Here is a 12,718-nt window from a genome sequence, read left to right on the forward strand (position 1 = left end):
GATGGCTCAGGCACAACGAGAGGCGAAAGTCTACGTCAACGGCAGTCTGGTCGGGACGCACCCCGATCCCGAACAGCTCGCAGAACAGATCCGAGAGGCGCGGCGTCGCGGCGACGTCAGCGAGATGGTGAACGTCTCGGTGAAAGAGCGCACCCGCGAGGTCATCGTCAACGCCGACTCCGGCCGCGCGCGCCGACCGCTCATCGTCGTCGAGAACGGCGAGCCGCTCCTCGGCGACGAGGAGATCGAAGCGGTCACCGAGGGCTCCCTAGAGTTCGAGGATCTCGTCGACCGCGGCTACGTCGAGTTCATCGACGCCGAGGAAGAAGAAGACATCTACGTCGCCGTCGACGAGGACGAAATCAGCGACGAGCACACCCATCTCGAGATCGACCCGCAGCTGATCTTCGGGATCGGCGCGGGGATGATCCCGTACCCCGAGCACAACGCCTCCCCGCGGATTACGATGGGTGCGGGGATGATGAAGCAGTCGCTCGGAATCCCGGCGGCGAACTACCGCATCCGTCCCGACACGCGACAGCACCTGCTGCACTACCCGCAGCTGTCGATGGTCAAGACGCAGACCACCGAACAGATCGGGTTCGACGAGCGCCCGGCGGCGCAGAACTTCGTCGTCGCCGTGATGTCGTATGAGGGGTTCAACATCGAGGACGCGCTCGTGATGAACCAGGGCTCCGTCGACCGCGCGATGGCCCGCTCGCACTTCTTCCGGACGTACGAGGGCGAAGAGCGCCGATATCCCGGTGGTCAGGAGGACCGCTTCGAGATGCCGAGCCAAGACGTCCGCGGTGCGCGCGGGGAAGACGCGTACACGCACCTCGACGAGGACGGCCTCGTCAATCCCGAAACCCGAGTCGACGAGAACTCGGTTCTCCTCGGGAAGACCTCGCCGCCCAGATTCCTCGAAGAGCCCGACGATATGGGCGGGCTCTCCCCGCAGAAGCGTCGGGAGACCTCCGTCACGATGCGCTCGGGCGAATCGGGCGTCGTCGACACCGTCACCCTGATGGAAGGCGAGGACGGCTCCAAACTGGCGAAGGTGTCGGTGCGCGACCAGCGGATCCCGGAACTCGGCGACAAGTTCGCGTCTCGACACGGTCAGAAGGGCGTTGTCGGCCACTTGGCTCCCCAAGAAGACATGCCCTTCACCGAGGAGGGGCTCGTCCCCGACCTCGTGTTGAACCCGCACGCGCTCCCCTCGCGGATGACGGTCGGCCACGTGCTGGAGATGCTCGGCGGGAAGGTCGGCGCGCTCGAAGGACGTCGCGTCGACGGCACCGCCTTCCAAGGCGAATCCGAGGACGAACTCCGCGGCGCGCTCGAAGACCACGGGTTCAAATCCTCCGGCAAGGAGGTGATGTACTCCGGCGTCACCGGCGAGAAGATCGACGCCGAGATCTTCGTCGGGACGATTTTCTACCACAAGCTGTATCATATGGTGAGCAACAAGCTGCACGCCCGTTCGCGCGGGCCGGTGCAGGTGCTCACCCGTCAGCCCACCGAGGGGCGCGCCCGCGAGGGCGGCCTCCGACTGGGCGAGATGGAGCGCGACACCGTCATCGGCCACGGGGCCGCGATGGTGTTGCAGGAACGCCTGCTCGACTCCTCCGACAAGGAGACGGTGTACATCTCCGCGGAGACGGGGATGGTCGCCGTCGAGGACCGCGGACAGCGCCGAATCTACGACCCCGTCACCGGCGACGAGGACGACATCCACGAGATCGAGATCAGCTACGCGTTCAAGCTGCTGCTCGATGAGATGATCGCGCTCGGCATCCGACCACGGCTGGACCTCCAAGACGCGGTCTGACCACTCACAACCCACTCACACAATGTCAATGCAGACACCCAAAGAGATCGGTGCCATCCAGTTCGGGCTGATGGACCCGGAGACGTACCGAGACATGTCCGCGACGAAGATCATCACCGCGGACACGTACGACGACGACGGTTACCCAATCGATATGGGGCTGATGGATCCCCGACTCGGAGTCATCGACCCCGGGCTCGAGTGCCGGACCTGCGGGTCGCACTCGGGATCGTGTAACGGGCACTTCGGCCACATCGAACTGGCCGCACCCGTCATCCACGTCGGTTTCACCAAGCTCATTCGACGACTGCTTCGCTCGACGTGTCGGGAGTGCGGTCGGCTCTCGCTGACGCCGGAGGAGCAAGACGAGTTCCGCGACGGCCTGCAGCGTAACGAGGAACTCGGCGAGGACTGGACAGACGTGCTCAAGGCCGCCGTCCGACAGGCGCGGAAGGCGAGCCGCTGTCCGCACTGCAGCGCACCGCAGCACGACATCAAACACGAGAAGCCGACCACCTACTACGAGGTCCAAGACGTCCTCGCGGGCGATTACTCCGAGCAGATCGCCTCGGCGATGCAGCCCGACCCCGACGACGAGGACGACAGCGGCGTCTCCCCGAGCGAGCTCGCCGAGGACTCCGGACTCGACCTCAGCCGCGTGAACGACATCCTCTCGGGCGAGTTCCGCCCCGTCGGCGAGGACCGAAAGAAGCTGGAGAAGGCCCTCGATGTCGACCTCACCGAGGAGGACATGAACAAGCTCATGCCCTCGGACATCCGCGACTGGTTCGAGGACATCCCCGACGAGGACATCGAAACGCTCGGAATCGACCCCAGCCGGTCGCGACCCGAGTGGATGATCCTCACTGTCCTGCCAGTCCCGCCGGTCACCGCGCGGCCGTCGATCACGCTGGACAACGGCCAGCGCTCCGAGGACGACCTCACGCACAAGCTCGTCGACATCATCCGCATCAACCAGCGGTTTATGGAGAACCGCGAGGCCGGCGCGCCGCAGCTGATCATCGAGGACCTCTGGGAGCTGCTGCAGTACCACGTTACCACCTTCGTCGACAACGAGATCTCGGGCACGCCGCCGGCGCGACACCGCTCCGGTCGCCCGCTGAAGACGCTCTCACAGCGCCTGAAGGGCAAGGAGGGTCGCTTCCGCGGTTCGCTGTCCGGAAAGCGCGTGAACTTCTCCGCGCGGACCGTCATCTCGCCGGACCCGACGCTCTCGCTCAACGAGGTCGGCGTCCCAGAGCGCGTCGCCCGCGAGATGACCCAGACGATGAACGTCTCCGAGCGGAACCTCGGCCGCGCCCAGCAGTACGTCCGGAACGGCCCCGAGGGCCACCCGGGCGCGAACTACGTCAAGCGTCCCGACGGTCGCCGACTGAAGGTGACCGAGAAGAACTGCGAGGAGCTCGCAGAGAAGATCGACGTCGGCTGGGAGGTCAACCGGCACCTGATCGATGGCGACATCGTGATCTTCAACCGGCAGCCGTCGCTGCACCGGATGTCGATTATGGCCCACGAGGTCGTCGTGATGCCGTATAAGACATTCAGACTCAACACCGTCGTCTGCCCGCCGTACAACGCCGACTTCGACGGCGACGAGATGAATATGCACGCGCTGCAGACCGAGGAGTCGCGGGCGGAGGCCCGCGTCCTGATGCGCGTCCAAGAGCAGCTTCTGAGCCCGCGCTTCGGTGAGAACATCATCGGCGCGATTCAGGACCACATCTCGGGCACGTACCTGCTGACCAACGGCAATCCCGAATTCACCGAGACGCAGGCGCTGGACCTGCTGCGGGCGACGAGCATCGACACGCTCCCCGAGCCCGCCGGCGAGGACGGAAACGAGCCCTACTGGACGGGTCAGCAGCTCTTCAGCGAACTTCTCCCCAACGATCTCAATCTGGAGTTCACGTCCTCGGCCGGCGACGACGTGGTGATCGAAGACGGACAGCTCATTTCGGGCACCATCGACGAGGACGCCGTCGGCGCGTTCGGCGGCGAGGTCGTCGACACGCTCGCGAAGGTGCACTCGAAGACGCGCGCTCGCGTGTTCGTCAACGAGGTCGCGTCGCTGGCGATGCGCGCGATCATGCACTTCGGGTTCTCGATCGGGATCGACGACGAGTCGATCCCCGGCGAGGCCAACGAGCAGGTCGACGAGGCCATCGCGAGCGCCTACGACCGCGTCCAAGAGCTCATCGAGATCTACGAGGCCGGCGAGCTGGAATCGCTCCCGGGTCGGACGGTCGACGAGACGCTCGAAATGAAGATTATGCAGCAGCTCGGCAAGGCCCGCGACTCCGCGGGCGAGATCGCCGAGGACCACTTCGCCGACGACAACCCGGCGGTCGTGATGGCACGCTCCGGCGCGCGTGGGTCGATGCTGAACCTCACGCAGATGGCCGGCTGCGTCGGCCAACAGGCGGTTCGCGGCGAGCGGATCAACCGCGGCTACGAGGGCCGCACGCTCAGCCACTATCAGCCGAACGACCTCTCGGCGGAGGCGCACGGCTTCGTCGAGAACAGTTACCGCGGCGGCCTCACCCCCCGGGAGTTCTTCTTCCACGCGATGGGCGGCCGCGAGGGGCTGGTCGACACTGCGGTCCGGACGTCGAAGTCCGGGTACCTGCAGCGTCGGCTGATCAACGCCCTCTCCGAGTTGGAAGCGCAGTACGACGGCACCGTCCGCGACACGTCGGGGACGGTCGTCCAGTTCGAGTTCGGTGAGGACGGCACCTCTCCGGTGAAGGTCTCCTCCTCGGAGGACAACCCGATCGACGTCGAGAACGTCGCCGATCGCATCCTCGACGCCGAGTTCAGTTCCGAAGAGGAAAAGGCGGAGTTCCTTGGTCGCAAGGAGCTCCCGACGAACATCTCCGAGTACGCCGGTCCGGGGCTTGACAAGGCAGGAAGTCTGGAGGTGGAGTCCGATGACTGAGGAGTACGAGCACGTCGACGACGACATCGAGGCGATCGTTCAGGACCACAACCTGCCGGAGAGCCTCACACATCGCATCTACGAGACGATCGAAGACCGCGGCGGCGTCGACCTCGAACAGGCCGACGAGATCGCCCAAGCGATCTCCTCGCGCTACGAGGACTCCCGCGTCGAGGCGCACGACCCCGTCGGCACGGTCTCGGCGCAGTCGATCGGTGAGCCCGGAACGCAGATGACGATGAACACGTTCCACTACGCGGGCGTCGCCGAGATCGACGTCACACAGGGGCTTCCCAGACTGATCGAGCTGGTCGACGCGCGGAAGACGCCCGACACGCCGATGATGACGGTCCACCTCGAAGACGAGTACGCCGAGAACCGCGAGCGCGCCCACGAGGTCGTCTGGCAGATGGAGGCGACGAAGATCCTCGCGCTCGGCGACATCTCGACGAACGTCGCGGATATGATCGTCCAGATCGACCTCAACGAGGACACGCTCGCCGAGCGGTGGCCGACCGTCGACAGCGTCGACACCGTCGCCCAAGAGATCACCGAGACGATCGAAGACGCCCTCGGCGTCGACACGCGGCGATCGGAGACGCTCATCGAGTTCGGTCCCGACCAGCCCAGCTACCGGCGGCTGCTCCAGCTCGTCGAGGAGCTGCGAGACATCGTGTTCAAGGGCTTAGAGGACATCTCCCGCGTCGTCATCCGCAAGGAGGACAACGAGAAGACCGACGGCGAGGAGTTCGTGCTCTACACCGAGGGATCGGCCTTCGGCGACGTGCTCTCGATCGAGGGCGTCGACGCCACGCGCACGACGAGTAACAACATCCACGAGGTCTACCGCAACCTCGGCGTCGAGGCCGCCCGCGAGACCATCATTAACGAGACGATGGAGACGCTGAGAGAGCAGGGCCTCGACGACGTGAACATCCGTCACCTGATGCTCGTCGCCGACATTATGACGAACCGCGGCGAGATCGAATCGATCGGTCGTCACGGCATCTCCGGCTCGAAGGACTCCGTGCTCGCCCGCGCCGCGTTCGAGGTCACGGTCAACCACCTGCTCGACGCCGCAGTCCACGGCGAGGAGGACGACCTCGACGGCGTCATCGAGAACGTCATCGTCGGCAAGCCTGTCTCGATCGGGACCGGCGACGTCGACCTCCGGATGGGGTCGATCGAGGCCGACGGCGGCACAGCCGACATCGAACTCGAACCCTCGGACGACTGAGCGATGCGGATCACCCTGTCGGACGAGGCGCGCCGGTTCATCGCTCGCTTTGAGGACGAGACGGGCGCGACGGCCCGCGACTGCCTCGTCTTCGAGGAGCGGGTCGTCATCCTCGTCGCCGCGGGGGAGATGGGCTCGGCGATCGGCCCCGGCGGGAAGCACGTCCGCGCGGTCGAGGAATCAATCGGGCGCGACGTCGAACTCGTCGAGGACGCCGACACCCCGTCGGCCTTCGTCGAGAGCGCGCTCGCCCCGGCGGCGGTCCGGCACGTCACGCTCTCCGAGCAGGGCGGCGAGCGGATCGCCTACGCCGAGGTCCCCGACGCCGACCGCGGCGTCGCCATCGGCTCCGGCGGGAAGAACATCGAGACCGCGAGGACGCTCGCCGAGCGGCACTACGAGATCGACGACATTCAGTTGACGTAGCCGCTCGATCGGTCTCCGGAGCGTCGTCGAAAGAGACGACGCTCCGGAGACCGCGAGCCGTTCCCACTTCCGCTCTCGCGGCCGCACCCCACACTTTTTGCGTTCGTCGCTGTCTGTCCGGCCGTGCTTTCCGAACTGTTGGCCCCGGCGCTCGCGGGGGTGGGTCAGCTCGTCCCGCCCGGACCGTTCGAGGGGATCGTCACCGAGCCGTACGCCGACCTCGCTCGCGGCGTGCTCGGGTTCGCCGTCGCCGCGGCGGTGACGTACTCGCTGGGCCGGATCGTCGCCGTTCCGCTCATCGTTCGCGTCGTGGCCGCGCGAAACCGGAACAACCCGACGATCACGTCGGCGACGCGGACGTACGTTCACGTGCTCGTGCTCGTGCTCGCGGGGCTCGTCGGCATCGCGGGGGCAGGGCTGTGGTCGCTCCTGACGAATCTCTCGATCGTCATCGCCGCGCTGACGCTGGTCGTCGGCGCGGCGAGTCAGGACGTCGTCGGCTCGCTCACGAGCGGGCTGTTTCTGGTCTCTGATCCGGATTTCAACGTCGGCGACTGGATCGCTTGGCCGGGCGGCGAGGGGTTCGTCGAGGAGATCGACTTCCGCGTGACGAGAGTCCGAACGCTGAACAACGAGACGATCACCGTGCCGAACACCGAACTGACCGCGAACGCGCTCACGCGACCGTACGGGCGCGACCGATACCGCGCCGTCGAGAGCTTCGAAATCGGCTACGACGACGACATCGAACTGGCGCTTCGCGAACTCGTCGAGGTCGCTCGCGACGACGACCGCGTGCTGGCGGATCCGAGTCCGACTGCGACGCTCGAGGAGTTGGGACCGGGCTCGGTCCGGATTCGCGCGGAGTTCTGGATCGACGACCCGATGGACGCGGACTTGGTGACGCTCAGATCGGACTTCCGCCGGCGCGTGAAAGCCAGATTCGACGAGATCGACGTGACGCTCGGGCCGCCGGCCGGGCGCGAACTCAGCGGGTCGGTCTCCGTCGACGTCGAGAAGCGGAGTGCGACCGACGAGCGCGACGAACGGTGAACGGGGGCGAAACGACCGGCTCTCAGCGCCGTTCGGGGGCTCTCCTTCGTCGAGCGGGCGTATCCCAAATCGAAACGACGGCCTCAGATCCGTCCTTAGGGGGCGCTAATCCGACCTGCGCCCGTTTCGTCGGGTCAGAAAAGGGAGGCTTAAGTAGCTCCGTGGGGAAATTCGGGTCACTATGGCGAACGGCAAATACGCCGCGCGGAAACTCAAGCAGGACCGGCAGAAGCGACGCTGGTCCGACTCGGAGTACGCGCGACGCGAGCGCGGTCTCGGCGCAAAGTCCGACCCGCTCGAGGGTGCCCCGCAGGGTCGCGGGATCGTCCTCGAGAAGGTCGGTATCGAAGCGAAGCAGCCCAACTCGGCCATCCGAAAGTGCGTCCGGGTGCAGCTCATCAAGAACGGGAAGCAGGTCACCGCGTTCTGTCCCGGCGACGGCGCGATCTCCTTCATCGACGAGCACGACGAGGTCACGATCTCGGGGATCGGCGGCGCGAAGGGTCGCGCGATGGGCGACCTCTCCGGCGTGAACTACAAAGTCGAGAAGGTCAACGGCGTCTCGATGATCGAACTGGTCCGCGGTAACGCAGAGAAACCGGTGCGCTAAGATGTCCGAAAGCGAAGCCCCCGAACCCGACGCTCCCGCAGACAGCGAAGAGGCCGAGACGAACGCCCAACTGTTCGGCGTCTGGGACGTCACCGAGATCGAGTACGCTGATCCCTCGACGGAGCGCTACATCAACGTCACGCCCATCGCGCACACGATGGGTCGTCACGCCGGAAAGCAGTTCCAGAAGTCCGAAATCAGCATCGTCGAGCGTCTCGTCAATCGGCTGATGCAGACCGAGGAGAACACGGGCCACAAGCAGAAGACGATGAAGATCGTCAAGGAGGCCTTCGAGATCGTCCACGAGCGCACCGAGGAGAACCCGGTGCAGGTGCTCGTCCGCGCGGTCGAGAACGCCGCCCCCCGAGAGGAGACCGTCCGCCTGAAGTACGGCGGCATCTCCGTCCCGCAGGCCGTCGACGTCGCGCCGCAGCGTCGCGTTGACCAAGCGCTGAAATTCATCGCCGAGGGGACCCAGCGCGGCTCCTACAAGAAGCCCCAGAGCGCCGCTGAAGCGCTCTCGCAGGTGCTCATCGGCGCGGCCGACTACGACGTTCAGTCGTACGCCATCGGCCAGAAAGAAGAGTCCGAGCGCGTCGCCGAAGCGGCCCGGTAGACCGTTCGACCGACTCTCGTCTCTACTCGGATTTCGTTTTCTGCGTCGGCAACGCAGCGACTGCAACACGGTACGACGGTTCTGTTGTAACTTCTCGTTCGGACGGACTCGGTCGTGAAACTGTCGTTCTGTAGCTGTGCGAATGTATCTCGTAGCGTTTGCAACTGATCGCTCGTCCGATCGCACGACTGCGTGCGATCGAGTGAAGGCTTGCAAACGCTACGATCGTAGCACGGGGAGTCGTGGTACCTCGACCCTCGCAAGGGTTATCCCTCACTCAACCCTCCGTTTGGTTGTAATGGCAAACGGTAAGGTTGATTTCTTCAACGACACAGGCGGCTACGGTTTCATTTCGACTGACGACGGCGACCTCGACGACGACGAAGACGTGTTCTTCCACATGGAAGATGTCGGCGGCGAAGACCTCACGGAAGGTACTGAGGTCGAGTTCGACATCGAGTCCTCGCCCAAGGGGCCTCGCGCGACGAACGTCGTCCGGCAGTAACACCGAGACACCTGTCGCTCACAGCGACAGACGACACTCTCGATTTTTTAGACGATTACGCGTTCGAGCTGACGCTATCTGTACATCTGTACTGAGCGATTGATACTGTAAAATTATCAACAGCCCCCGGTTTCAACTGAAGCGGTACGACAGCGTTCGATCCGTCGACCGCAATACGATACGACAGCGACTGGTTCAGTCCGCGGCGACGTCGCCGCCGGATTCGCCGACGACGTACGCCCGCGTGGCGTCGACGAGCGCCTTCCGATACTCGCTGTCGGTGGGGTCGTCACCGAGCGAGCGGAAGCGCCGCTTGAACGCGTCGAGGTCGATGTCCGGGGCGTCGTCGGCGGCGGCGTGGGCCAGATCGTAGATGCGGTGGTCGCGGTCGACGACGTCGTGCCGCTCGACGAGGCCGAGCGCGAAGGCGGCGTTGACGGCCGTAATCTCGGGATCGGATCCGGCGGTGACGCGTCTGGAGTCGGGCCACGGTGCGGGCTCCGAGCGCGCCGCGACCGCCCGCGCGAGTTCGGATTCGAGGAAGGCGATCAGCTTCGCGGGCGGCGTCACGGCGAGGGTGATGTCGTCGGCGTAGATGTCCTTCATGTGGTTCGCGATCTGATAGCAGTGCGCGACTTTCCGTCGCTCGACCGACTCGCCGGACAGCGCCAGAAAGAGCGCCTCCTCGGTCTGGAGGTGATGGGAGACGTGCCCCTCCTCGTTCCTGGCCATATGGGCGAGCTCGTGGACGATCAGCTCGCGGGCCATCGCGCTCGTCGCCGCCTGTCGGGAGATGTTCAGGACGTGGTAGCCCTCGTAGTGGGCCGCCCACGTCCGCTCGTCGGGATCCGTTCGAACGTCGACGTACACCGGCAGATCGAGGTCGCACTCGGTCTCGAAGATGTCGGCCGCGCCGAGAAACGGGCCGGCCGGGACGTCGCCGCGCACTCGCAAGTCCATGCGTACCGTTCGCACGTGATCACCGAACAAGACTCTTGCCCCCGTTGGAGGCGGTTCTCGTGAGTTTGCTATAGTAACGTTTGCAACTGATTACTCATCTGACCGCGTGCGACGGATGAGCGGTCAGTTACAAACGCTACATACGGGGCGTGTCTCACCGCCGTGGTAATCCGAAGCATACCTGCGCAGCGACCGCCGTAGCGGGCGATTTCGCCATCGACAAAACACTACCCTTTTGACCCTCCTGCCGGTACTGGCTCGTATAATGGGCCGACGAAAGAAGATCGTACAAGAGTGTGAGCAACTGATGGACAAACCGGAGCAGATCCGGAACATCGCCATCGCGGCTCACGTCGATCACGGGAAGACGACGCTGACGGACAACCTCCTCGCGGGGGCGGGTATGATCGCCGACGAGGGCGAGGCGACCCGTCTGATGATGGACACCGAAGAGGACGAGCAGGAGCGCGGGATCACCATCGACGCGGCTAACGTTTCGATGACCCACGAGTACGAGGACAAAAACCACCTCATCAACCTCATCGACACGCCCGGCCACGTCGACTTCGGTGGCGACGTGACCCGCGCGATGCGCGCCGTCGACGGTGCGCTCGTCGTCGTCGACGCCGTCGAGGGCGCGATGCCGCAGACCGAGACGGTCGTTCGGCAGGCGCTGCGGGAGGGCGTCAAGCCCGCGCTGTTCATCAACAAGGTCGACCGACTCATCTCCGAACTCCAAGAGGGTCCCGAGGAGATGCAAGAGCGGCTGATGGACGTCATCGGAGACGTCAACGAACTCATCCGCGGGATGACCGAGGATCGAGACGACATCGACGACTGGACGGTCTCCGTCGAGGGCGGCACCGTCGCGTTCGGATCCGCCCTCTACAAGTGGGGCGTCTCCGCGCCGTCGATGGTCCGCACGGGCATCGGCTTCCCCGAGATCATCGAGATGGAGCGCAACGACCAGCGGCTCGAACTCCACGAGCAGACGCCGCTGTCGGACGTCGTGCTCGATATGGTCGCCGAGCACTTCCCGAACCCGCTCGACGCCCAGCCCCGCCGTATCCCGCGCGTCTGGCGCGGCGACGACGAGTCCGAGCTCGCGCGCCAGATGCGCGAGGTCGACGACGACGGCGAGGTCGTCTTCATGGTGACGGACATCTCGATGGACCCCCACGCGGGCGAGATCGCCACCGGGCGACTGTTCAGCGGGACGATCAAGCAGGGCCAAGAGCTGTACGTCTCCGGGACGGCCGGAAAGAACCGCGTGCAGTCGGTCGGGATCTTCATGGGCGGCGAGCGCGAGGAGCTCGACCGCGGCGTCCCCGCCGGGAACATCGCGGCCGTCACTGGCCTTCGTGACGCCATCGCCGGTTCGACCGTCTCCTCCGTGGAGATGACGCCGTTCGAGTCGATCGAGCACATCTCCGAGCCGGTCATCACGAAGTCCGTCGAGGCGGAGAACATGGACGACCTGCCGAAGCTCATCGAGACGCTCCAGCAGGTCGCGAAGGAGGACCCGACGATCCGCGTCGAGATTAACGAGGACACCGGCGAGCACCTGATCAGCGGGCAGGGCGAACTGCACCTCGAGGTCATCACCCAGCGTATCCAGAAGAATCAGGGGATTCCGGTTCAGACCGGTGAACCGATCGTCGTCTACCGCGAGGCCCCACAGCAGGCCTCCCGCGAGGTCGAGGGTGTCTCGCCGAACCGCCACAACAAGTTCTACATCACCGTCGAACCCCTCTCGGAGGATATCGTCGACGCGATCAAGCTCGGCGAGGTCTCGATGGATATGCCCGAACTGGAGCGCCGCGAGGCGCTGCAGGAGGCCGGGATGGACAAAGACACCTCCCAAGAGGTCGAGCACATCCACGGCACCAACATCCTCATCGACGACACGAAGGGTATCCAGCACCTCAACGAGACGATGGAGCTCGTCATCGAGGGTCTCGACGAGGCGCTCGACGACGGTCCGCTGGCCAACGAGCCAGTGCAGGGGGCGCTGCTCCGCCTGCACGACGCGAAGCTCCACGAGGACACCATCCACCGCGGTCCGGCGCAGGTTATTCCTGCAGTTCGGGACGCCGTTCACCGCGCGCTCATCGACGCCGACATCAAGCTGCTCGAACCCATCCAGAACGTCCGCATCGACGTTCCGTCCGAACACATGGGTTCGGCGTCCGGCGAGATTCAGGGTCGTCGCGGCCGCGTCGACGACATGTTCCAAGAGGGCGACCTGATGGTCATCGAGGGCATCGCGCCCGTCGAAGAGATGATCGGCTTCTCCTCGGACATCCGCTCGGCGACCGAGGGTCGCGCGTCGTGGAACACCGAGAACGCCGGTTTCCGCGTGCTCGTGGACAACCTCCAGCGCGAGAAGATTATGGAGATCCGCGAGCGCAAAGGGATGAAGCTCGAACTCCCGAGCTCGGTCGACCAGTTCTAACTCGGTCGACGCTCCCGTTCGCACCGACTCCGAAACCTGTCGGCCCGCCGTTTTGCGGTTCGGTTGTTC

The 12,718-nt window shown here is 65.1% G+C and carries 10 protein-coding genes; 9 read left to right on the plus strand and 1 reads right to left on the minus strand.

Annotated features, from left to right (window positions below):
* The first annotated feature begins 1 nt into the window (after position 1).
* The 8 genes from rpoB (at position 2) to U5919_RS11265 (ending at position 9,234) form a co-directional block, all read left to right on the plus strand.
* On the plus strand, positions 2–1,831 hold the full coding sequence (gene rpoB / locus U5919_RS11230; RefSeq protein WP_336024371.1) for a DNA-directed RNA polymerase subunit B: 1,830 nt from the start codon (positions 2–4) through the stop codon (positions 1,829–1,831).
* Between the two features lie 28 nt (positions 1,832–1,859).
* On the plus strand, positions 1,860–4,787 hold the full coding sequence (locus tag U5919_RS11235; protein ID WP_336024372.1) for a DNA-directed RNA polymerase subunit A': 2,928 nt from the start codon (positions 1,860–1,862) through the stop codon (positions 4,785–4,787).
* A complete protein-coding gene (gene rpoA2, locus U5919_RS11240) occupies positions 4,780–6,024 on the plus strand; it encodes a DNA-directed RNA polymerase subunit A'' (RefSeq protein WP_336024374.1) in 1,245 nt (414 codons plus the stop codon). The genes U5919_RS11235 and rpoA2 overlap by 8 nt, the downstream gene beginning before the upstream one ends.
* A 3-nt stretch (positions 6,025–6,027) precedes the next feature.
* Positions 6,028–6,450, plus strand: a complete 423-nt coding sequence (locus tag U5919_RS11245) for a NusA-like transcription termination signal-binding factor (protein ID WP_336024375.1) — start codon at positions 6,028–6,030, stop codon at positions 6,448–6,450.
* Between the two features lie 159 nt (positions 6,451–6,609).
* On the plus strand, positions 6,610–7,503 hold the full coding sequence (locus U5919_RS11250; protein WP_425604226.1) for a mechanosensitive ion channel family protein: 894 nt from the start codon (positions 6,610–6,612) through the stop codon (positions 7,501–7,503).
* Positions 7,504–7,684: 181 nt separating this feature from the next.
* Positions 7,685–8,113 (plus strand): 30S ribosomal protein S12, encoded by a 429-nt coding sequence (locus U5919_RS11255; RefSeq protein ID WP_049985155.1) that lies wholly within the window; start codon positions 7,685–7,687, stop codon positions 8,111–8,113.
* Position 8,114: 1 nt separating this feature from the next.
* A complete protein-coding gene (locus tag U5919_RS11260; RefSeq protein ID WP_336024377.1) occupies positions 8,115–8,729 on the plus strand; it encodes a 30S ribosomal protein S7 in 615 nt (204 codons plus the stop codon).
* Positions 8,730–9,027: 298 nt separating this feature from the next.
* A complete protein-coding gene (locus U5919_RS11265) occupies positions 9,028–9,234 on the plus strand; it encodes a cold-shock protein (protein WP_076581923.1) in 207 nt (68 codons plus the stop codon).
* A gap of 195 nt (positions 9,235–9,429) precedes the next feature.
* Here the strand turns inward: U5919_RS11265 and U5919_RS11270 are convergent, their stop codons facing one another.
* On the minus strand, positions 9,430–10,194 hold the full coding sequence (locus tag U5919_RS11270) for a DUF5781 family protein (RefSeq protein ID WP_336024378.1): 765 nt from the start codon (positions 10,192–10,194) through the stop codon (positions 9,430–9,432).
* A gap of 265 nt (positions 10,195–10,459) precedes the next feature.
* On the opposite strand from U5919_RS11270, the gene U5919_RS11275 reads away from it, so the two are divergent.
* Entirely contained in the window at positions 10,460–12,649 is a 2,190-nt protein-coding gene (locus U5919_RS11275) for an elongation factor EF-2 (RefSeq protein WP_336024379.1), read from the plus strand.
* Positions 12,650–12,718 lie beyond the last annotated feature (69 nt).

Source organism: Halobellus sp. LT62 (genome assembly GCF_037031285.1).
In the GTDB taxonomy this organism is placed as follows: Archaea; Halobacteriota; Halobacteria; order Halobacteriales; family Haloferacaceae; genus Haloquadratum; species Haloquadratum salinisoli.

Excerpts from the sequence above, each read along its gene's own strand:
- U5919_RS11245 (WP_336024375.1), top strand. The coding sequence starts at position 6,028 with ATGCGGATCACCCTGTCGGACGAGGCGCGCCGGTTCATCGCTCGCTTT.
- rpoB (WP_336024371.1), top strand. The coding sequence starts at position 2 with ATGGCTCAGGCACAACGAGAGGCGAAAGTCTACGTCAACGGCAGTCTG.
- U5919_RS11275 (WP_336024379.1), top strand. The coding sequence starts at position 10,460 with ATGGGCCGACGAAAGAAGATCGTACAAGAGTGTGAGCAACTGATGGAC.
- U5919_RS11260 (WP_336024377.1), top strand. The coding sequence starts at position 8,115 with ATGTCCGAAAGCGAAGCCCCCGAACCCGACGCTCCCGCAGACAGCGAA.
- U5919_RS11255 (WP_049985155.1), top strand. The coding sequence starts at position 7,685 with ATGGCGAACGGCAAATACGCCGCGCGGAAACTCAAGCAGGACCGGCAG.
- rpoA2 (WP_336024374.1), top strand. The coding sequence starts at position 4,780 with ATGACTGAGGAGTACGAGCACGTCGACGACGACATCGAGGCGATCGTT.
- U5919_RS11270 (WP_336024378.1), bottom strand. The coding sequence starts at position 10,194 with ATGGACTTGCGAGTGCGCGGCGACGTCCCGGCCGGCCCGTTTCTCGGC.
- U5919_RS11265 (WP_076581923.1), top strand. The coding sequence starts at position 9,028 with ATGGCAAACGGTAAGGTTGATTTCTTCAACGACACAGGCGGCTACGGT.
- U5919_RS11235 (WP_336024372.1), top strand. The coding sequence starts at position 1,860 with ATGCAGACACCCAAAGAGATCGGTGCCATCCAGTTCGGGCTGATGGAC.